Below are 17,819 nucleotides of genomic sequence, written 5' to 3'. Positions count from 1 at the left end.
AACACTCTTAGGTTCGTCCGCGTGGGGCGAACTGCAAATTCTGTGGGAGTTTCGTAAATGGCAGTTGCCTCCGGCGCCTATAAGAAAGCCCTCGAGGGCGACCAGACACCCAAGCAGGTGTTGGTCAAAATCGACCGGGTCACGAAAAAGTTCGACGAGACGATTGCCGTGGACGATGTGTCCCTGGAAATCAAGAAAGGCGAGATCTTCGCCTTGCTCGGCGGTTCGGGATCGGGCAAATCCACCTTGCTGCGCATGCTGGCCGGTTTCGAGCGGCCCACCGAGGGACGGATTTTCCTCGATGGCGTGGACATCACCGACATGCCGCCTTACGAGCGGCCGATCAACATGATGTTCCAGTCCTACGCTTTGTTCCCCCACATGACTGTGGCGCAGAACATCGCCTTTGGCTTGCAACAGGACAAGATCCCGAAAGCCGAGGTCGATGCCCGCGTGGCTGAAATGCTCAAGCTGGTGCAGATGAGCCAGTACGCCAAGCGCAAGCCGCACCAGCTTTCCGGCGGCCAGCGCCAGCGTGTGGCCCTGGCCCGTTCCCTGGCCAAGCGCCCGAAGCTGTTGCTGCTCGACGAGCCAATGGGCGCCCTGGACAAGAAGCTGCGCTCGCAAATGCAGCTTGAGCTGGTGGAGATCATCGAGCGGGTCGGCGTGACCTGCGTCATGGTGACCCACGACCAGGAAGAGGCCATGACCATGGCCGAACGCATCGCGATCATGCACCTGGGCTGGATCGCCCAGATCGGCAGCCCGATCGACATCTACGAAACCCCGACCAGCCGGCTGGTCTGCGAGTTCATCGGCAACGTCAACATTTTCGAGACCGAAGTGGTGGACGACGCCGAAGGCCACGCGGTGCTGACCTGCAAGGACCTGGACCGCAACATCTACGTGGGCCACGGCATCAGCACCTCGGTGCAGGACAAGTCTGTGACCTACGCCATTCGCCCGGAAAAGCTGCTGGTCACGTCCGAGCAGCCGACCTGTGAGCACAACTGGTCCAGCGGCAAGGTCCATGACATCGCCTACCTGGGCGGCCACTCGGTGTTCTACGTCGAGTTGCCGAGCGGCAAGCTGGTGCAGTCTTTCGTCGCCAACGCCGAACGCCGCGGCCAGCGACCGACTTGGGGCGACCAGGTGTTCGTCTGGTGGGAAGACGACAGCGGCGTGGTACTTCGCTCATGAACATGCGCAAACTCAAACGCCGACTCGATCGAATAACGCCCGGTGGCCGCCAACTGGTCATCGGGGTGCCCTTCATCTGGCTGTTCCTGTTCTTCATGCTGCCGTTCTTCATCGTCCTGAAGATCAGCTTCGCCGAAGCCGACGTAGCCATTCCGCCGTACACCGAGATCTACAGCTACGTCGACCAGAAGCTGCAGGTGCTGCTCAACCTCGCCAACTACGCGATGCTGAGCGAGGACGATCTGTACATCGCCGCCTACCTAGGCTCGCTGAAGATGGCGCTGATCAGCACTGTCTTGTGCTTGCTGATCGGTTATCCGATGGCCTATGGCATCGCCAATGCCCGCAAAGAGATGCAGACGGTGCTGGTGCTGCTGATCATGATGCCGACCTGGACCGCGATCCTGATCCGCGTCTACGCGTGGATGGGCATCCTCAGCAACAACGGCTTGCTCAACGGTTTTTTACTGAGCATGGGTTGGATCAGCGAACCGCTGCAGATACTCAACACCAACCTGGCGGTGTATATCGGGGTGGTCTACTCCTATCTGCCGTTCATGATCCTGCCGTTGTACGCCAACCTGGTGAAACATGACGCCAGCCTGTTGGAGGCCGCGTCGGACCTGGGTTCGAGCACCTTCAACAGCTTCTGGAAAATCACCGTGCCGCTGTCCAAGAACGGCATCGTCGCCGGCTGCATGCTGGTGTTCATCCCCGTGGTGGGCGAGTTCGTGATCCCGGAACTGCTGGGCGGCCCGGAAACCCTGATGATCGGCAAAGTGCTGTGGCAGGAATTCTTCAATAACCGAGACTGGCCGGTGGCTTCCGCCCTGGCGGTGGTGATGCTGGCGATCCTGATCGTGCCCATCATCCTGTTCAACCGCAGTCAGGCCAAAGAAATGGAGGGCAAGGAATGAAGCGCTTCAGTTTTTCAAGCCTGATGCTGGTGCTGGGTTTTCTGTTCATCTACGCGCCGATGTTGATCCTGGTGATCTACTCGTTCAACGCCTCGAAACTGGTGACGGTGTGGGGCGGCTGGTCGATCAAGTGGTACGTCGGCCTGCTGGACAATAGCCAGTTGATGGGGTCGGTGGTGCGCTCGCTGGAAATCGCCTGCTACACGGCGATTGCCGCGGTGGCCCTGGGTACGCTGGCGGCTTTCGTGTTGACCCGCATCACCCACTTCAAGGGCCGCACGCTGTTCGGCGGCCTGGTCACCGCGCCGTTGGTGATGCCGGAAGTCATCACTGGCCTGTCGCTGTTGCTGCTGTTCGTGGCCATGGCCCAGATGATCGGCTGGCCCCAGGAGCGTGGCATCGTCACGATCTGGATTGCCCACACGACGTTCTGCGCGGCCTATGTGGCGGTGGTGGTCTCGGCACGCCTGCGTGAGCTGGACCTGTCCATCGAAGAGGCGGCCATGGACCTCGGTGCGCGGCCGTGGAAGGTGTTCTTTTTGATCACCATCCCGATGATCGCGCCGTCATTGGCGGCGGGGGGCATGATGTCGTTCGCGCTGTCCCTGGATGACCTGGTGCTGGCGAGCTTCGTCTCCGGTCCCGGCTCGACGACCTTGCCGATGGAAGTCTTCTCGGCGGTGCGCCTGGGGGTAAAACCGGAAATCAACGCCGTGGCGAGCCTGATCCTGCTGGCGGTGTCGCTGGTGACCTTCCTGGTCTGGTACTTCAGCCGTCGCGCCGAAGAAAATCGCAAGCGCGCGATCCAGCAAGCCATCGAAGAAAGCGCCGCCGACTCCTGGAAACAACCGGAAGTACGCCGGCCCGAGACCGCACCGGTCTAAACCTGTGGGAGCGGGCTTGCTCGCGAAAGCGGTGTGTCAGTCAGCGAAGAGGCTGAATGTCAGGCCGTCATCGCGAGCAAGCTTTGCTCCCACAGTTTTTTTGGGTTGCCAATAAATCCGCGGTCAAATGCAGACTCCATTGTGGAGCGAGCCTGCCCGCGAAAGCGGCCGGCAGGTTATTGACCGTTCACTTTTTCAACGCGTCATGGGCCTCCAGCGCTCGCAGGGAGTAGATGTACGCCGCGCCTGCGTTGAGGGACACCGCGGTGGCCAGGGTGGCGGCGATTTCTTCGCGGGTGGCGCCGGCCTTGATGGCGGCGTCGGTGTGTACGCCGATGCAACCGTCACAGCGCGTGGTGATGGCGACGGCGATGGAGATCAGCTCACGGGTCTTGGCATCGAGCACATTGTTTTCAGCCGCGGCTTCGTCCAGGGCCATATAGGCCTTGACCATCTTCGGATTGCTTTTGCCCAGGGCGCCAAAGGCACTTTTGATGGTAGGCAGCAACTCGGACCAGTTGTTGAACATTGCGTTGACTCCTGTGGAGGGGACGGGGTGTTGAACCCTTGTAGTCTTGACCATCCCTGACGATCAAGCCTGTTGGCGATGAAAAAGTAGCCGGCAAACTCAGGGCGCGGCCCTGGCCGGCAATAGCTTCAGGGTTGCACGGGTATTGGCCATCACTTCCTCCTCGGCCAGGTGCGCCTGGTGATACAGGCCCTCTATGTAGGCCTCGGCCTGGTCTTCGTAATGCTTGTCGAACGGCACGCCGCTCTGGCCAACGGGGTTGATGGTAACGCTGTGGGTCGGGTCGGCGAAGTCGATGATGCGCCGCGTCGAAGGCCCATAGGTCACCGGCCACGGCGCCGGACCGATTTTGGCGGAGAGGTTGTTGGGCACCTCGTGGGTACCCGGTGCCGCGAAGGGGCCGACGTTGAAGATCCGGTCCAGCGGCTTTTGCAGGCCCAGCGGGTGGCCATGGGAGAGGGTGTGGGCCTTGCCCCATTGCCATTGCGTGGCATCGTCGCCGAGGGTGACCTTCAGGTGCGTCAGGCTCTTGTCCCAGGCCTTTTTCACGGTGTCGGCACGGGTTTCCGTGCCGAGGGTCGTGCGGTCATCCCACCACGGTGAATCTCCGGAGGCCGCCAAGCGTGGCAGGGCTGCGTCGATCACCCGGGTCGACAGCGCGGTTTCGAAGAAGTCGTTGCCCAGTTCATCGTGCAGGGCGGCGTCGGCCAGGTTGAACAGGAACTGGTTGAACAGCGTGGCGCTGATGGAATCCAGGGGATAATCGCCCGGCCATTGAGCCAGTTGTTCCACCCATTTGCGTTCCTGTGGGTCGCTCACCACTTCACGCAGTACCGGCAGCAAAGGCGCGAGCAGGCGAGGGCCGTAGGCGGTGGTGGTGCCCAGTTGCAGTTTCTGGGTGGTTTCGATGTCCCACTTCGCCTGCTTGTCGCTGAGCTGACGGTTGAGTTGCTGGCCACGGTCGGCGAGGTTGTAGTAACCGGGGATCTCGATGCCGCTGGCCGGCACCGGCTGGAAGTTGGCCGAGACGATGTAGCCCCGCGCCGGGTTCTCTTCCTGCGGATTGCTGCTGAACGGATAGAAACCTTCCTTTTCCGCCTCCGGGCTGCTGCCGTCGAGGATGAAGCCAGGCTTCACACCGGCTGGCCGTTTGGGCAGTTGCGCGGCGGCCCACCAGCCGATGTCCCCCTTGGCGTTGGCCCACACCACGTTCAGCCCCGGTGCGTGGATCTTGGCCGAAGCGCCGCGAGCCTTGGTGAGGGTGTCGGCGCGGTTGAGCTGGTAAAAGGCCTCGAGGATCGGGTTGCGGCTTTCCAGGAATCCCCACCACATGGCGACCGGGGTCTTGCCGGCGTTTGCGCCGAGGGCATCGTTGACGATCGGACCGTGGGGCGACTGGCGCAGCACCAGCGTCACCGGTGCCTGGCCCTTGACCGCGATCTGCTGCTCGCTGCGGGTCATGTCCACCCATTGGTCTCGATACCAGACCTGTTCGGGATTGTCCGGGTTGACCTTCTCGGCGATCAGGTCAAGGTCGTCGTTCTGGAACATGGTGACGCTCCAGCCGAAATCCCGGTTCATACCCAGCGTCGCGAAGGGGAGCAGCGCCTGGTATTGCCCGTAGAGTTCGAACCCCGGGGCCGACAAGTGCGCCTCGTACCACACCGAAGGCGTGGAAAAACGGATGTGCGGGTCACCCGCCAGCAACGGCTTGCCGCTGTGGGTGCGGCTGCCGGAGACCGCCCAGGCATTGCTGCCCTCGAACTGCGGCAGGCCGTTATCAGCCAGGGCCTGCTCGCTCAGGCGGGCCAGGGCGTTGAGGTCTTTCCAGTCGGCGGCAGCCAGCGGCAGCCCGCCCTTGCGACCTTCGGCCAGCACGCCCTGAGGCTGCCAGTCGAGGTCGAAAATGTTCAGGTAGTTGGCACCCAGTACATCACGCACGTAGGTCAGCAGCGGTTCGGTGCGAAAGGCCGCGGCGAAGCTGTAGGCCATGTAGCCGGTAACGCTCACGGTGTCTTCGGCGGTGAAGGGGCGCTTGGGAATGCCCAGCACATCGAACTCCACGGGCCGGGTGTGGCTGTCCTGGTAGGCGTTGATCCCGTCCAGGTAAGCCTGCATGGCGACCCATGCCGGGGATTGCGGGTCTTGTTCGGTCACATAGGCCGCGGCGCGCTCACGGATGCGCAGGCTGCGCATCAGCTTATCGGTGTCGAGCAGTTTCGGCCCCAGCACCTCGGCCAGTTCACCACGGGCGAGGCGGCGCATGATCTCCATCTGGAACAGCCGATCCTGGGCATGGACATAACCGAGGGCGCGGTACAGGTCGGTTTCGTTCTCGGCGCGGATATGCGGCACACCGCGTTCGTCGTAGCGCACCGTCACCGAGCCATGCAGCCCTTGCAACTGCACCGTGCCTTGGCGGGTGGGCTGCTTGCTGTAGAGGTAGCCGCCCGCGACGATGATCGCGGTGACGATCAATGACAGGAAGGCGATGAGGGTGCGTTTCATGGTGAGTCCTTATTCTGGTGACAGCGGTCCCATGGTCTCGCTGTTGATTCCCTGTTTAGCATATGGCTGCTTCCCGGTGCATCGTCCGTCGGAGGGATTTTCTCCCAGTCGCCTCGCGGGCGGGAGTATAGGCGGTGGAAGGTTTCAGGCAGCGGCGGGGCTTTGGATGCCGACGCCGAGAATCGGAAGGCTATCGTTGATCGGCACAGCAATCTCGTCTGCCATCGTCCAAGCGCAAAGGGATGTGAGTCAGCGTGTGTCGCGAGGGCCGGCCACAGGAGGTTCCTGCGGCCGGCGTAGAGGGACGGTTTCAACCGGTGATCGTCAAGCCAGCGAAGGATGGCCCGGCGGTTTCATCAGCTTGGCCGGGTGGTGGGTGCTGTTTCGTTGGACGGCCCGCCCTGGGTCCGCGCTTCGCCTCGCTCTGCCAGTTGAATGTCATCGCCAGAGGCTTTTTTAGGCCTCGTTGCCAGGCTCTGGGCCCATTCGGTACCCAGGTTAAGCCCCGCGATAGCGGTTTGCGGAACGACCTGGGTAAGGCCGCGTGTCACGTGGTAGGTATTTTCCAGGTCGCGCCGCCAGCCTTCAGGCTGGGTGTGGGGCAGGCCGTCTCGGTTTGGACTGGTAACGTTCTGCAACGGTACGTTTGCTCGTGTGGTCAGGTCGTCTTTGCCGCTCAGCGCTTTGTTTTCGAGTGGTGCCGCCACACTGTTGGCAAAGAACGGAAGCAGCGTCAGGCCGGAGGAGAAGAAGGTTTTGACAATCTGCTCCATTTGTTCCCGCACTTGCGGGTCGTCACCCACCGTGGATGCGTCGCCCACGGCAGTACGCATGGCTATCCCTTCGCCTACGCCAACGATCCGGTTGGCGTAGTCGCTGACGTTGGCCATGCTGATTGGGTTGAGTTTTCCGGTCGCTTCGGAAAGAGCCTTGGGTAACAGTTCGCTCCAGTTGCGGTTTTCCGTTGTCACCCGGTAGGTGGGAATCTCCTCGTCACCGTGGGTTTGCGCATATTTCGCCGCTGCCTGGCCTCCCGCCATGAAGGTGCCACCCACTGCGGATGCCGCCGAGCGGGCGAGGATGCCGCTGGCATTTGTCGAGGTGAATTGATCAATGGTGTCGCGCACAGCATGGGCGGCACCGAAGGCGAGGTAGCCGGTGAAGTCACCACTCATGGTGCCAAAGTTGTTGGCGTTCTGTTTGAGCTTGAAGTCGTTGCGCTTTTGTTCCTGTGTGAGGTTGAGGGCATCGCGTCCAGTGTTGTCGATCCGACGTCCGTCCTGCGTGACGACTTGCAGGGCCTTGGGATAGACCGACATCGGATCGACTTTTTCCAGGCCTGCGCCGATGGTCTTGTCGACGAGGACCTGGATGAATGGGCGGATGCCGTCGCTGATCACCTTGTGGGCGGCGCCCAGGACAGTCGAGGTGGCCGCTACATGTTTGCCATAGGAGGCGTCCGCCATTTTTTCATCAATCGAAGCAGTAATGGCGCCAAAGTGGCCCGCAGACGCCACGCCCTGCGGGATTCCCGCCCCGGCGAACACCGCCAGGCCGGTTACAAAGCCGCTCTTGGTCTTGAGGTCGGCGACATAGTCCTGGCGTGCGACGTTCTTCAGCGCGGTGTCCAATACCTCGTTTTTCTTCGTCGCGGTTGCCAGTTCGCTTGGCGTGTTCGGTTTGTCATCATCGGTCTTCAACAACTCGCCAAGCTCCCCCTGGACCTCGCGCAACTGGCCCAGTTGATCTTTCGCCTGGTCGCGTGCGGCCGGCGGAAGGCTCTCGTTGTTCGCCGCTTGTTGCGCATGCTCGATTCGGCTTTCCATGAAGGTATTCAAGCGCGTGGGCATGTCTTGCGTCATGGCTTGCATGACACCTTTGGCATAACCGCGGAAGGCTTCATGGCTATTTTGCAGCAGCTGGCGATCGTTCCCTTCCGGGGTTTTATCGATGACTTCCTGGCACAACGAATGATAGGCGCCAAGGGTATTACCCATGCGCTCGCAGTGTTTGTCCCAGACCGCCTTGAAACCGCCGTCCTCTTTCCTGTCGTCCTCGTTCTTGCCCAGGTATTCGTTGAAGTCCTTGACGAATGCTTCGGTTTCTTCGTGGCCCGACAACATCGGGTGCGGCGTGCCGCCGAGTTCGGCGAGATGCTTCTGTATATCTTGATAACTTGTGCCTGGCGCGTAGCCCAATACTTTGCCTTCCAGGCTCATATGCTCACGCGCATAGCCGATGGGATCGCTCTCAGGGTTTTTCTTGCCGAGGCTGGTGACCAGCCCGGTCAGGCGCTGTTGCCGGGTCCTGAGTGTTTGCTGGGTCTTGTCGGACGCCTGTCCTTCGAAGTGATAAGGCACCAGAGGATTGGTGGAGGGCCGGACCTGCCCGGACAGGCTGGTTCCCACCGGCGTGATCCGATCGTCCTGCTGGTGCAACGCCGCCGAGCTTGTGCTTCGTCCTACTGATAAATCTGGCATGTCGTGCTCTCCTAGATTGACAGGGCGCTGTTGAGCCCGGTGCTACGGGGGGTGGGTTTGTGCTGGGTGGTCTTGGCGGTGTCGTTTGGGTTGGCACTGTCGAAGAAGTAGCCATCGCGCCAAATCAGCGCCATGTCGGCGGCACCGCCCATCAGCCCGAGCAGGCGCTCGGCCGTGAGGGTTTCCAGGGGGACGTGGCCGATCAGGATCACCTGTTCGCTGTCGCGGTTGTAAGACAGGGAAGGGCAGAACGCGCCGCTCAGCAGGTACAGGTTGGTTTCCAGCAGCCGTTGCAGGACCGCTTCCCGATTCGCCACCGGCAATGGCCCGAAGCTGCAGTAGATAAAGACGTCTCCTTCACCCACGCCAGGGGTGTGCTTCAGGGAAAAGTCGACATCCTTGACCGACAGGTTCGCCTGTTCGTAGAACGCTGACGGGGTAGGAATCATCGTGAGTGCGCAGAGCTGATCGATCAGCTTGCAATAGATGGGTGACGCCATGAGTGACCTCGCATTGTCATCCAGGCGCCGACGAGCGCCTGCTGCCCATGGTGAGTGACACCTGCGGCATTTCGGTTCCAACCGGCCGCCGCTGCGGGCCGATGCCGACGCGCCGGGCGAGCTGCGTGGAACCGCAGCCCTGTGATCTGCCACCCAATGGCGCCACCTCACTCAAGGTTGACCGCCCATGTCCCGATCACTTGCACCTTTGCCGGCCCTTCGAATCGTCCCCAAAGGGTTGTCCATGCTGGCCGTGGCGACCTTGCTGTATGGTTGCCAGCACCTCGAACCGCAGCTGACCATTGGCAATCCTTCCGCCAACGAGCCTTACCGCTCGCAACTGCGCTGGCTTGAGCCGGCGCCTACGGACACCATCATCCAGATCAGCGAGTTGGCCCCGCAAAGCGGCGGTAGCCTGTGGACGCGCATGCGCCAGGGGTTTTCCTTGCAGGCCAAGACCCAGGGGGTGGCGCGCATCGATGAGCAACGCCGATGGCTGATGGATCGTCCGGCTTTTCTCACCCAGACCGGGCGTGCCGGCAGCCGTTACTTGCACTTCATCGTGGGCGAACTGAACAAGCGCAACATGCCGCTGGAACTGGCGCTGTTGCCGGCCATCGAGAGCGGGTTCAATCCGAACGCCCAATCGCCGGCCCAAGCCCTGGGCCTCTGGCAATTCATTCCCGCCACGGGGCGCCGGTACCAATTGCAGCAGCGGGGCGACTATGACGAGCGCCGGGACATTCCGTCATCGACGCGGGCCGCCCTGGATTATTTGTCCTACTTGCACGATTACTTCGACGGCGACTGGCTACTGGCGCTGGCCGCCTACAACGCCGGGGAAGGGCGGGTACGCGACGCTATCACGCGCAATCGCGCCCGCGGCCTGGCAACCAACTATTGGAACCTGTCGTTGCCCGGTGAGACCCAGAACTATGTGCCGCGACTGCTGGCGCTGTCGCAACTGGTGAATGCGCCCGCCGACTATGGCGTGAGCCTGGCGCCCATCGCCGACCAGCCGTACTTCCAGATGGTCGCCTTGGCGCAGCCCGTGGACCTGGCGCACCTGGCGCTGTTGTCCGGTGTGCATGAGCGAGAGTTGCGCATGCTCAACCCTGCCGCGCGCGGCCGGGCCAGGGGGCGCTTGCTGATGCCCATGGAAGCGTCGCGCAGGTTGCAGGCCCAACCGGACATGATCGTCAAGGCGGCGCTGCCCCGCGTGGCCGGTAGCGAAGAACAAGTGGTTGCCTCACCCGATACCGGCGTGGCCGAGCCGCAGGTGGCAGAGGTGGTCGTGCCGCCAGGGGTGTGAGCCGATTATCCAGGGCCTACAGGCAGCCCATCGCGACATTGGCCAGGCCGCGTGCACGTGGGTCCATCAAGACGTAGGAGCCAATGGTGTTGCAGGCGAAGCCGAACGCCACGCCGCGTTCAGGGTCGGCAAACCCGATGGTGCCACCGGCGCCCATGTGGCCGAACGCCTTGTTGCCCATGCCATAACTGCCGTTCGCCACGTCCGGCTGGTTGAGCATGATGCCCAGGCCGAAACGCGTGGGGGTCTGGATGGTCGGGTCGTATTCGGCGCTGTGCTCGCGCAACATTTCGTTGAGCAGCGGCGACTCCAGCAGTTGCCCGTCGAGCAGACCGGCGTAGAACGCCGCCAGGCTGCGGGCATTGCCGTGCCCGTTAGCCGCCGGTTGGGTCATGCGCTTCCAGCCGGCTTCGTTGCTGCGCCCCAGCACCATGGGCGGGTTGGCGAAGGCCAGTGTGCTCATGGCGGTCGGCTCGTTGAGCACGTCCTTCAGCACCCGGGCAAAAGCATCATCGTCGATCTCGTCTTTGGTGCGCGCCATATAGGCGCAGCGGGCGATGGTCGCGTCGTCCAGGCCGAGGTGGAAGTCCAGCCCGAGCGGCACCGCCACGCGTTGGTGAATGCTTTGCGCCGGCGTCAGGCCATCCACCCGGCGTAGCAGTTCGCCGAGGATCCAGCCGAACAGCAAGGGCGAATAGGTCTGCTGCTCTCCGGCCGGGACCCAGGGATGCTCCTCGGCGATCAGGTCCGTCATGGTGTTCCAGTCGTAGAGGGTTTCCGGGGCCAGGGACGTGCGCAGCGCCGGCAACCCGGCACGGTGGCAAAGCACCTGGCGCAGGGTGATCGACGCTTTGCCGGCGTTGGCGAATTCGGGCCAGTAGCGGCAGACCGGCGCGTCCAGGTCCAGGCGTCCTTCGCCGACCAGTTGCATGATCGCCACCGCCGTGAAGGGCTTGGTGCAGGAAAACAGATTGAGCAGCGTGTCGCGCTGCCAATGGCTGTCCGGCTCCGGCCCGGCAATGCCGGCCCACAGGTCGATAACGGTTTCGCCGTCAATCTGGATGCACAGGGCGGCGCCGCGTTCGAAAGGGCTCTGCATCAGCCGGATAAACGCCTCTTTGACCGGTTCGAAACGGGTGTCGCATTGACCATGGATAACAAGTGCACGGGTCATGTCAGCTCCACGCAAGGGTTGGTGTATTCCCTTTGAGTGACGCTGGCCGTGCAAACGGTTCATCGGCAGGTAGACCCACTGTGGGAGCGAGTTTGCTCGCAATGGCGGTGGTTCAGCCAACATTGAAGTGACTGATACACCGCCATTGCGAGCAAGCTCGCTCCCACAGGGATCTTTTTTGGCGCGCCCTGCCACTCAGGAGCAACGATTGATGCCTCTGGAGAGTGTTCATGGCTTACGAGCGTACCCTTGATTTGAATAGCGACGCGTTTCGCGGCGAGGCTTACCGGCATTATGCGGCGCTGCGCCAGGCGTCTCCGGTGTTCTTCAGTCAGGCCGAAGGGCAGTTACCGATGTGGTACGTCACCGGTGCGCGGGAAGTCGAGGAGGTGCTGCTGGACAACGAGCGCTTCGCCCGTGACCCGTCGCGGATCGATGCGCAGTTCGCCGCGATGCTCGGTGGCGAGCAATCCATCGCGTTTCTCAACGACCACATGCTCAACCGCGATGGCGACAGTCATCGTCGCTTGCGTCGCCTGGTCAACAAGGCCTTCACGTTGAAGGCGGTGAACGCCCTGCGGCCGCGCATCGAACAGATCGCCGAGACGTTGCTGGAACCCGTGCGGTCGAGCGGGCGAATGGAAGTGGTGAGCCAATATGCATTCCCGCTGTCGATCACCGTCATCGCCGAACTGCTTGGCGTCCCCGCACAAGATCGTGACGATTTTCGCCGCTGGTCCCACATGATCGTCCAGCAGGTGGGGCACGACCTGAGCGAGTTGCAGCGTTGCTACAACGAATTCGCGGGTTACATGCTCGCGTTGATCGACCAGCGTCGAGCACAGCCGGGCGATGACCTGGTTTCGGCGCTGGCTCAGGTCGAGGAAGAGGGCAGCATGCTCAGCCAAAGTGAGCTGTGCAGCATGATCGCGCTGCTGATCATCGCCGGGCACGAAACCTCGGCGTCGATGATCGGCAATGCGGTGCACATGCTCGTGCAGCACCCGAAGGCGCTGGCGCGATTGCGTGACGAGCCGGCATTGATGCCTGGCGCGGTCGAGGAACTTCTGCGCTATGACTCCTCGGTGGAGCGGGCCATGGTCCGCTTCGTCACCCGGGATACCGAACTGGCCGGGCAACGCTTGCAACGCGGGCAACTGGTGATTGCGGTGGTGGGCTCGGCCAATCGTGACGAAGCGCTGTGTGCAAATCCTGACACGCTCGACATCACTCGCCCGGCCTGCCCGCACATGTCGTTCGGCAAAGGCACGCACTATTGCCTGGGCGCCTCGTTGGCCCGGCAGGAATTGGAAATTGCATTGAACACACTTCTTCGCTGCTGCCCCGGACTGCAATTGGCGGTCGATCCCGGCGCGGTACGCTGGCGTTATGTGCCCAACTTCAGGGGGCCGGAGGCGTTGCCGGTGCGCTGGTCGGTGGATTGAGGTGTTCATGAAAAAGGGGCTGCTGCGCAGCCCAGCGGGAGCAAGCTCCCTCGCCACGGGTTTATCGACTGAACAGCAGGGGCTGCGGGGGCTTGTGCAAAAAATGGCATCGGCTCGAATGAGCGCAGGCCCATGCCTGAGAAAGAGGCGGCTCATCCGACGTCCAGCCGGACGAGCCGTGGACTCACGCCAGGCTGGCCTCCTCGTTTTGGGCTGGCGCTGAAAGGGTGGTGGGTGCCGTGTCGCCTGGCGTCAGGTGCAGTCCATAGAGCACGACGTCCGCACGGTTATCAGCGAACCGGGCGATCCCTGGAAAGCGTCCCCATTGGGTCGCGCCGAGCCCTTGTACGCCGCGTTTGCTGGCCTCGTTGTGCTCGATGATCCAGGCCACCAGCGTCTCGAAACCATACTGCCTGGCCAACACCACCGCGGCTTGGCCAAGGCGGATGCCGACGCCGCTGCCGATGTGGTCGCCGCGTACGTAGATCGACACTTCGCCGGTCAATCGGCAGGCCTGGGCCCCCCAACAGAAGCGGTTGACGATCAACCAGGCGACGACTTCGCCAGCGCGTTCGAGCACGTAGATCGGATCACCCTCCTTGACGAAACAGTCGACGAAAAACGTCATTTCCTTCAGGGAAAACGCTCTGAGCACGGGGGAGCTGGTACCTCCCAGAGCGCTTTCGTTGAAGATATCTGTCATCACCGGCAAGTCGTCGGGGGTGTAGCGGCGCACGCCACGTGGCAGGTCGGGCCGACTGTTCAAGCGATTATTGGTCATGGTCGGGCTTCTCCATAGACGCTTCGTTTGAGTTGTTCACGCGCACGAAACAACCTTGAGCGCACGGTGCCAATGGGAACGCCCAGACGTTCGGCGGCATCGCGGTAGCTGCTCTCGGTGTCCACGGCGGTCCACAGGGTGTCGCGCATGTCCTTGGGCAGCGCGTCCATGGCTATCAGCGTACGGTCCAACAGCCGACGGTTGTCGCACAGTTCACTCAGATCAATGTCGTCACTGGACTCGTTGAACTCGCTTTCATCGAAAGTGCTCAGCGGTGGCTGCGCATAGAAGCGGCGGAAGTGGTTGCGGATCAGGTTGAGGGCGATGCCGCACAACCAAGTGTCCTGCTTTGCCAGCCCTTTGAACTTCTGCTGGTTGCGCCAGGCTTCCAGGTACGTGAGCTGGATGATGTCGTCGGCGTCGTCTTGATTGAGTACACGTTTTTGCACAAACAGACGCAGTTTGCGCGCCTCGCCGAAGCAGATGCCTGGCGCACCTGCGGGTGCCGGGGAGGTTTTCGGGGGGGGCATGAGATTCAGGCTGTTCATCAATAAATCCCTCTGAGTAGGTTCCATAGCGTCGATAAAAAATGTCGACGGTTCCCCTGTCAGCAGGACCTGTGCCAAGCCGGATTTATGGCTTATCTATTTGATAAACAAATAATTTTATATAGAGCTGTTGCTCTATTTGTGCAAGGGCGTGCACAGATGCCCCGAGCGCCACTGCATGAAATTGCACCGAGCGAACGCTCGGGCAGGAAACCCTCCCGAACCGGTCAGAAGAGGCCACGACCGCAGATGGAACTGAATGCTGGATCGTCGCCACCCACTGAGCGTCCGAAACCACGCTCACGGCCATCATGAAAGTAGAATCCCCGACAAATGCGCGTATTGCCGTCAACCTTGCCCAGGCCGCTTCGGCCGTCGTGGGCATGGGCAAGCCTGTCGAATCGTTCCAGGCCGTGCAGTCCAATTCGATGGAGGAGGTCGGCATGACCTTCAGCCATCACGTGGAGCGCAATACCAAGGCGCTGAGCCAGCGGCGTATCCGCAATGCTCGTAGCGAGGTGGGCCAGGTGCGGGTCGAGACGCGTGAGCAGTTGGAGGAGTGGTACGACCAACTTGGCCACCCAGGCAAGCAGAGTCTGGGGGCAATGGCCGCTCAGGCGGGTTTGTTGTTGTGTGGCGAGCCGGTGCTTGAAGAGGTGGTGCAGTCCACCGGTGGTGACCCGGCCCGTACCGACCTGATCCTGCAGCGCGCGTTGCGCGAGGCCGAAGTGCAAGGTCGTCTCGTTGAAGCCCAGCGTGCTCGCGACTACCTGCAGCTGTTGCGCGAGCGTTATGGCGCGCAGATCCAGGCGGGCATGAACATCGCCGAGGCCTTGCGCGCTGCGGGCGGCGATCCCGAGCTGCGCCAGGCGGTACGGCGGCTCTACTACGACACCGTGGTGCTCAAACAGTCATTACCCACCATGATGCAGGCGCTGCTTGGCCTGTTCGGCGAGGCGGCATTCGTGCCGGGGCTGGACATGATGCGCCGGGCACTGGCTGACGACATCGCTGCGCACACACCATCACGTCCTACTGCCTTGTTGCGCACGTTGTTGATCGGCCTGGCGGCCTCGACGCAACTGGGCAGTGTCCTGCACAGTTGCCGCCGTTTACTGGAGCAACTGGCCTACAGTTGCCCGGCCAGCCAGCTCACGGCCGTGCTGTTGCTCCAGCGCATGCTGGGGTTTGTCAGCAGTGGCCTGTCGGCAGCGGAAGTACGGCGCATTGGGCGTGAATTGGGCGGAGAAGAAGAACGGGACCAACTGGTCTCCCTGAACGGCCTGTACCCCCTGCTCAAGCGTTTGCCGCTGCCCCTCTGGCGGGATAGCAAAAGCCGACAGTCCGCGCTGAAGAACCTGTTGGTGCTGCTCGATGAGCGTTCCCGTGGCGAGCCCCGAAGCCAGACCGCTGCCCCGGTGATTGGGGCGCGCTCATGATCGCCCTGTTGAACAAAGTCGCCAACGAAGCGGTGCGGCGCATCGAGGTGGTCGGAGCGTTCGTGGTGCTCGGCATCGTGTTCATGCTGATCCTGCCCTTGCCGACCTCGGTGGTCGATGCGCTGATCGCGATCAACATCTGCATCTCCTGCCTGCTGATCGTGCTCTCGCTGTACTTGCCACGGCCGCTGGCGTTTTCCTCGTTTCCCGCGGTGCTGCTGCTGACCACGCTGTTTCGATTGGCATTGTCGGTGGCGACCACCCGGTTGATCCTGCTCCAGGGCGACGCCGGTCATATCGTCCAGGCGTTCGGCGATTTTGTGGTGGGGGGCAACCTGGCGGTCGGGTTGGTCATCTTCCTCATTCTGACGGTGGTCAACTTCCTGGTGATCACCAAGGGCTCGGAGCGGGTCGCCGAAGTGGCGGCGCGCTTCACCCTGGATGCATTGCCGGGCAAGCAGATGTCCATCGACAGCGATCTGCGCGCCAACCTGATCGATGTCAGCGAAGCCCGGCGGCGTCGCGAGGAATTGAACAAGGAAAGCCAGCTGTTCGGTGCGATGGACGGGGCGATGAAGTTCGTCAAGGGCGATGCCATCGCGGGTTTGGTGATCGTGGTGATCAACCTCATCGGCGGCTTTTCGGTTGGCATGATGCAGCACGACATGGGCGCGTCCGAATCGATGCACCTGTACGCCGTGTTGACCATCGGTGACGGTCTGATCGCGCAGATTCCGGCCCTGCTGATTTCCCTCACCGCGGGCATGATCATCACTCGGGTGTCGCCGGAAGGGCAGCCAGCGGGCAGTAGCGTCGGCAAGGAAATCGCCCAGCAGTTGACCGCCGAACCCAAGGCCTGGGTGATCGCTTCGGTGGGCATGCTCGGCTTCGCGGCCTTGCCCGGCATGCCCACGCTGGTGTTCATCGTCATCGCCTTGATCACAGGCACCGCTGGCATCGTTCAGCTGTACTCGCGTGCCCGGCAGGCACGCCAGGGCGACCAGCCAGCGGAGGTCGTCGCCCCTGCACAGAACGGCGCTGAAGACCTGCGCAGTTTCGACCCGACCCGTGCCTATCTATTGCAGTTTTCCAAAGCCATGGAAGGCAACGCGGCCGCCGAAGAAGCCATCCAGGCGATTCGCAAGAAGCGTAACGCGCTGGTGGCCGGCTTTGGCCTGACCCTGCCGCCTTTCGAGATCGAATACAGCGCGCTGCTGGAAGACGACGAGTTCCGCTTCTGCGTGCACGAGGTGCCGATGTTGCGGGCCACTTTCGGAGAGCGCGTGGCCGTGGCACGCGGGCCGCTGCCGTTGGAGCCGCGCGACGGGCAGGTCGGCAGCGAGGTGCGTGACGAGCAGCAGTGGCTCTGGCTGACGCCTGACGATCCGCTGCTGGCGGACGAACGCGTGGAGGCGGTGTCGGCCGCCGAGTTGCTGGTGGAGCGGATGAGCCGCGCGATGTTTGCCACGGGCCCGCAATTCTTGGGGCTTCAGGAGAGCAAGTCGATTCTCAGTTGGCTCGAAGCGGGCCAGCCAGAGCTGGTGCAAGAGCTGCAGCGGACCATGCCATTGGCCCGTTTCGCCGCCGTGCTCCAGCGCCTGGCCGGCGAAGGTGTGCCGCTGCGCGCGGTGCGGCTGATCGCCGAGTCCTTGATCGAGCATGGGCAGCATGAGCGTGACGTCGGTGCGCTGACCGACTACGCGCGCATCGCCCTGAAGTCGCAGATCTATCACCAGTACCGCGACGAAGACGGCCTGCACGTGTGGCTGTTGACGCCGGAAACCGAAGGTCTGTTGCGCGATGCGCTGCGCCAGACCCAGACGGAAACCTTTTTTGCCCTGGAAAGCCTGCATACCCGCGCCTTGGTGATGCAGTTGCGCGAAGGTTTCCCGTTGCGCGCCAAGCGCGTGGCCGTGCTGCTGGTGGCGCAAGACCTGCGGGCTCCGCTGCGCGATTTGTTGCGCGATGAATTCAATCACGTGCCCGTGCTCGCCTTCAGCGAGTTGCACAGCAACGCCCAGGTCACCGTGCTGGGGCGCTTTGACCTCGAGCAGGAAAAACTACGGATGGAGGATGCCGCATGACGGGTTTGTCTTGGCACG

At 62.3% G+C, this 17,819-nt stretch carries 14 protein-coding genes; 7 read left to right on the top strand and 7 right to left on the bottom strand.

The window, feature by feature from the left end; all coding sequences use genetic code 11:
• The first annotated feature begins 57 nt into the window (after positions 1–57).
• The 3 genes from HU749_RS28535 to HU749_RS28525 are packed head-to-tail and all read left to right on the top strand — an operon-like array spanning position 58 to position 3,001.
• The gene (locus HU749_RS28535) at positions 58–1,200 is read left to right on the top strand and encodes an ABC transporter ATP-binding protein (protein WP_014340741.1); all 1,143 of its coding nucleotides are present in this window, start codon (positions 58–60) and stop codon (positions 1,198–1,200) included.
• Entirely contained in the window at positions 1,197–2,117 is a 921-nt protein-coding gene (locus HU749_RS28530; protein ID WP_095962410.1) for an ABC transporter permease subunit, read from the top strand. Before HU749_RS28535 ends, HU749_RS28530 begins: the two co-directional genes overlap by 4 nt.
• Positions 2,114–3,001 (top strand): ABC transporter permease subunit, encoded by an 888-nt coding sequence (locus tag HU749_RS28525; protein WP_095962411.1) that lies wholly within the window; start codon positions 2,114–2,116, stop codon positions 2,999–3,001. Before HU749_RS28530 ends, HU749_RS28525 begins: the two co-directional genes overlap by 4 nt.
• Before the next feature lie 187 nt (positions 3,002–3,188).
• Here HU749_RS28525 and HU749_RS28520 read toward each other — a convergent pair whose 3' ends face one another.
• The 4 genes from HU749_RS28520 to HU749_RS28505 all read right to left on the bottom strand — a co-directional run bounded on the left by HU749_RS28520 (position 3,189) and on the right by HU749_RS28505 (position 9,018).
• A complete protein-coding gene (locus HU749_RS28520; RefSeq protein WP_014340738.1) occupies positions 3,189–3,530 on the bottom strand; it encodes a carboxymuconolactone decarboxylase family protein in 342 nt (113 codons plus the stop codon).
• Between the two features lie 99 nt (positions 3,531–3,629).
• Positions 3,630–6,038, bottom strand: coding sequence for a penicillin acylase family protein (locus HU749_RS28515; RefSeq protein WP_079303004.1), 2,409 nt, complete (start codon positions 6,036–6,038; stop codon positions 3,630–3,632).
• Positions 6,039–6,394: 356 nt separating this feature from the next.
• Positions 6,395–8,518 (bottom strand): type III effector, encoded by a 2,124-nt coding sequence (locus HU749_RS28510; protein ID WP_079303003.1) that lies wholly within the window; start codon positions 8,516–8,518, stop codon positions 6,395–6,397.
• An 11-nt stretch (positions 8,519–8,529) separates the two neighbouring features.
• Positions 8,530–9,018 (bottom strand): type III secretion system chaperone family protein, encoded by a 489-nt coding sequence (locus HU749_RS28505; RefSeq protein ID WP_095962412.1) that lies wholly within the window; start codon positions 9,016–9,018, stop codon positions 8,530–8,532.
• 187 nt (positions 9,019–9,205) lie between these two features.
• Between HU749_RS28505 and HU749_RS28500 the strand changes: the two genes are divergently transcribed.
• The gene (locus tag HU749_RS28500; RefSeq protein WP_079303001.1) at positions 9,206–10,330 is read left to right on the top strand and encodes a transglycosylase SLT domain-containing protein; all 1,125 of its coding nucleotides are present in this window, start codon (positions 9,206–9,208) and stop codon (positions 10,328–10,330) included.
• Positions 10,331–10,346: 16 nt separating this feature from the next.
• On the opposite strand, the gene HU749_RS28495 is transcribed toward HU749_RS28500, so the two are convergent.
• The gene (locus HU749_RS28495) at positions 10,347–11,504 is read right to left on the bottom strand and encodes a serine hydrolase domain-containing protein (protein ID WP_186649294.1); all 1,158 of its coding nucleotides are present in this window, start codon (positions 11,502–11,504) and stop codon (positions 10,347–10,349) included.
• Between the two features lie 230 nt (positions 11,505–11,734).
• Here HU749_RS28495 and HU749_RS28490 point away from each other — a divergent pair, with 230 nt between their 5' ends.
• Positions 11,735–12,949 carry a cytochrome P450 family protein gene (locus HU749_RS28490; RefSeq protein WP_186649291.1) on the top strand — a complete coding sequence of 405 codons (1,215 nt, stop codon included), beginning with the start codon at positions 11,735–11,737 and terminating at the stop codon, positions 12,947–12,949.
• 184 nt (positions 12,950–13,133) lie between these two features.
• Here the strand turns inward: HU749_RS28490 and HU749_RS28485 are convergent, their stop codons facing one another.
• Both HU749_RS28485 and HU749_RS28480 read right to left on the bottom strand, forming a co-directional pair.
• Entirely contained in the window at positions 13,134–13,730 is a 597-nt protein-coding gene (locus tag HU749_RS28485) for a GNAT family N-acetyltransferase (protein ID WP_079302998.1), read from the bottom strand.
• Positions 13,727–14,278 (bottom strand): RNA polymerase sigma factor, encoded by a 552-nt coding sequence (locus HU749_RS28480; protein WP_186649288.1) that lies wholly within the window; start codon positions 14,276–14,278, stop codon positions 13,727–13,729. Before HU749_RS28480 ends, HU749_RS28485 begins: the two co-directional genes overlap by 4 nt.
• A gap of 311 nt (positions 14,279–14,589) precedes the next feature.
• Here HU749_RS28480 and HU749_RS28475 point away from each other — a divergent pair, with 311 nt between their 5' ends.
• Together HU749_RS28475 and sctV are read left to right on the top strand one after the other, a co-directional pair.
• Positions 14,590–15,717, top strand: a complete 1,128-nt coding sequence (locus HU749_RS28475; RefSeq protein ID WP_225919119.1) for a TyeA family type III secretion system gatekeeper subunit — start codon at positions 14,590–14,592, stop codon at positions 15,715–15,717.
• Positions 15,714–17,801 carry a type III secretion system export apparatus subunit SctV gene (gene sctV, locus HU749_RS28470; RefSeq protein ID WP_095974018.1) on the top strand — a complete coding sequence of 696 codons (2,088 nt, stop codon included), beginning with the start codon at positions 15,714–15,716 and terminating at the stop codon, positions 17,799–17,801. Before HU749_RS28475 ends, sctV begins: the two co-directional genes overlap by 4 nt.
• Positions 17,802–17,819: the final 18 nt, after the last annotated feature.

The organism is Pseudomonas ogarae, from assembly GCF_014268695.2.
Lineage (GTDB): Bacteria > Pseudomonadota > Gammaproteobacteria > Pseudomonadales > Pseudomonadaceae > Aquipseudomonas > Aquipseudomonas kilonensis.
Note: the sequence above shows the minus strand (reverse complement) of the source record. Positions and strands in the feature narration are given on the sequence as shown.

What these genes read in the sequence shown, in the direction of transcription:
- HU749_RS28515 (WP_079303004.1), bottom strand. Translation starts at nt 6,038, where the DNA reads ATGAAACGCACCCTCATCGCCTTCCTGTCATTGATCGTCACCGCGATC.
- HU749_RS28520 (WP_014340738.1), bottom strand. Translation starts at nt 3,530, where the DNA reads ATGTTCAACAACTGGTCCGAGTTGCTGCCTACCATCAAAAGTGCCTTT.
- HU749_RS28535 (WP_014340741.1), top strand. Translation starts at nt 58, where the DNA reads ATGGCAGTTGCCTCCGGCGCCTATAAGAAAGCCCTCGAGGGCGACCAG.
- HU749_RS28525 (WP_095962411.1), top strand. Translation starts at nt 2,114, where the DNA reads ATGAAGCGCTTCAGTTTTTCAAGCCTGATGCTGGTGCTGGGTTTTCTG.
- HU749_RS28480 (WP_186649288.1), bottom strand. Translation starts at nt 14,278, where the DNA reads ATGAACAGCCTGAATCTCATGCCCCCCCCGAAAACCTCCCCGGCACCC.
- HU749_RS28510 (WP_079303003.1), bottom strand. Translation starts at nt 8,518, where the DNA reads ATGCCAGATTTATCAGTAGGACGAAGCACAAGCTCGGCGGCGTTGCAC.
- HU749_RS28475 (WP_225919119.1), top strand. Translation starts at nt 14,590, where the DNA reads ATGAAAGTAGAATCCCCGACAAATGCGCGTATTGCCGTCAACCTTGCC.
- sctV (WP_095974018.1), top strand. Translation starts at nt 15,714, where the DNA reads ATGATCGCCCTGTTGAACAAAGTCGCCAACGAAGCGGTGCGGCGCATC.
- HU749_RS28495 (WP_186649294.1), bottom strand. Translation starts at nt 11,504, where the DNA reads ATGACCCGTGCACTTGTTATCCATGGTCAATGCGACACCCGTTTCGAA.
- HU749_RS28485 (WP_079302998.1), bottom strand. Translation starts at nt 13,730, where the DNA reads ATGACCAATAATCGCTTGAACAGTCGGCCCGACCTGCCACGTGGCGTG.
- HU749_RS28530 (WP_095962410.1), top strand. Translation starts at nt 1,197, where the DNA reads ATGAACATGCGCAAACTCAAACGCCGACTCGATCGAATAACGCCCGGT.
- HU749_RS28500 (WP_079303001.1), top strand. Translation starts at nt 9,206, where the DNA reads ATGTCCCGATCACTTGCACCTTTGCCGGCCCTTCGAATCGTCCCCAAA.
- HU749_RS28505 (WP_095962412.1), bottom strand. Translation starts at nt 9,018, where the DNA reads ATGGCGTCACCCATCTATTGCAAGCTGATCGATCAGCTCTGCGCACTC.
- HU749_RS28490 (WP_186649291.1), top strand. Translation starts at nt 11,735, where the DNA reads ATGGCTTACGAGCGTACCCTTGATTTGAATAGCGACGCGTTTCGCGGC.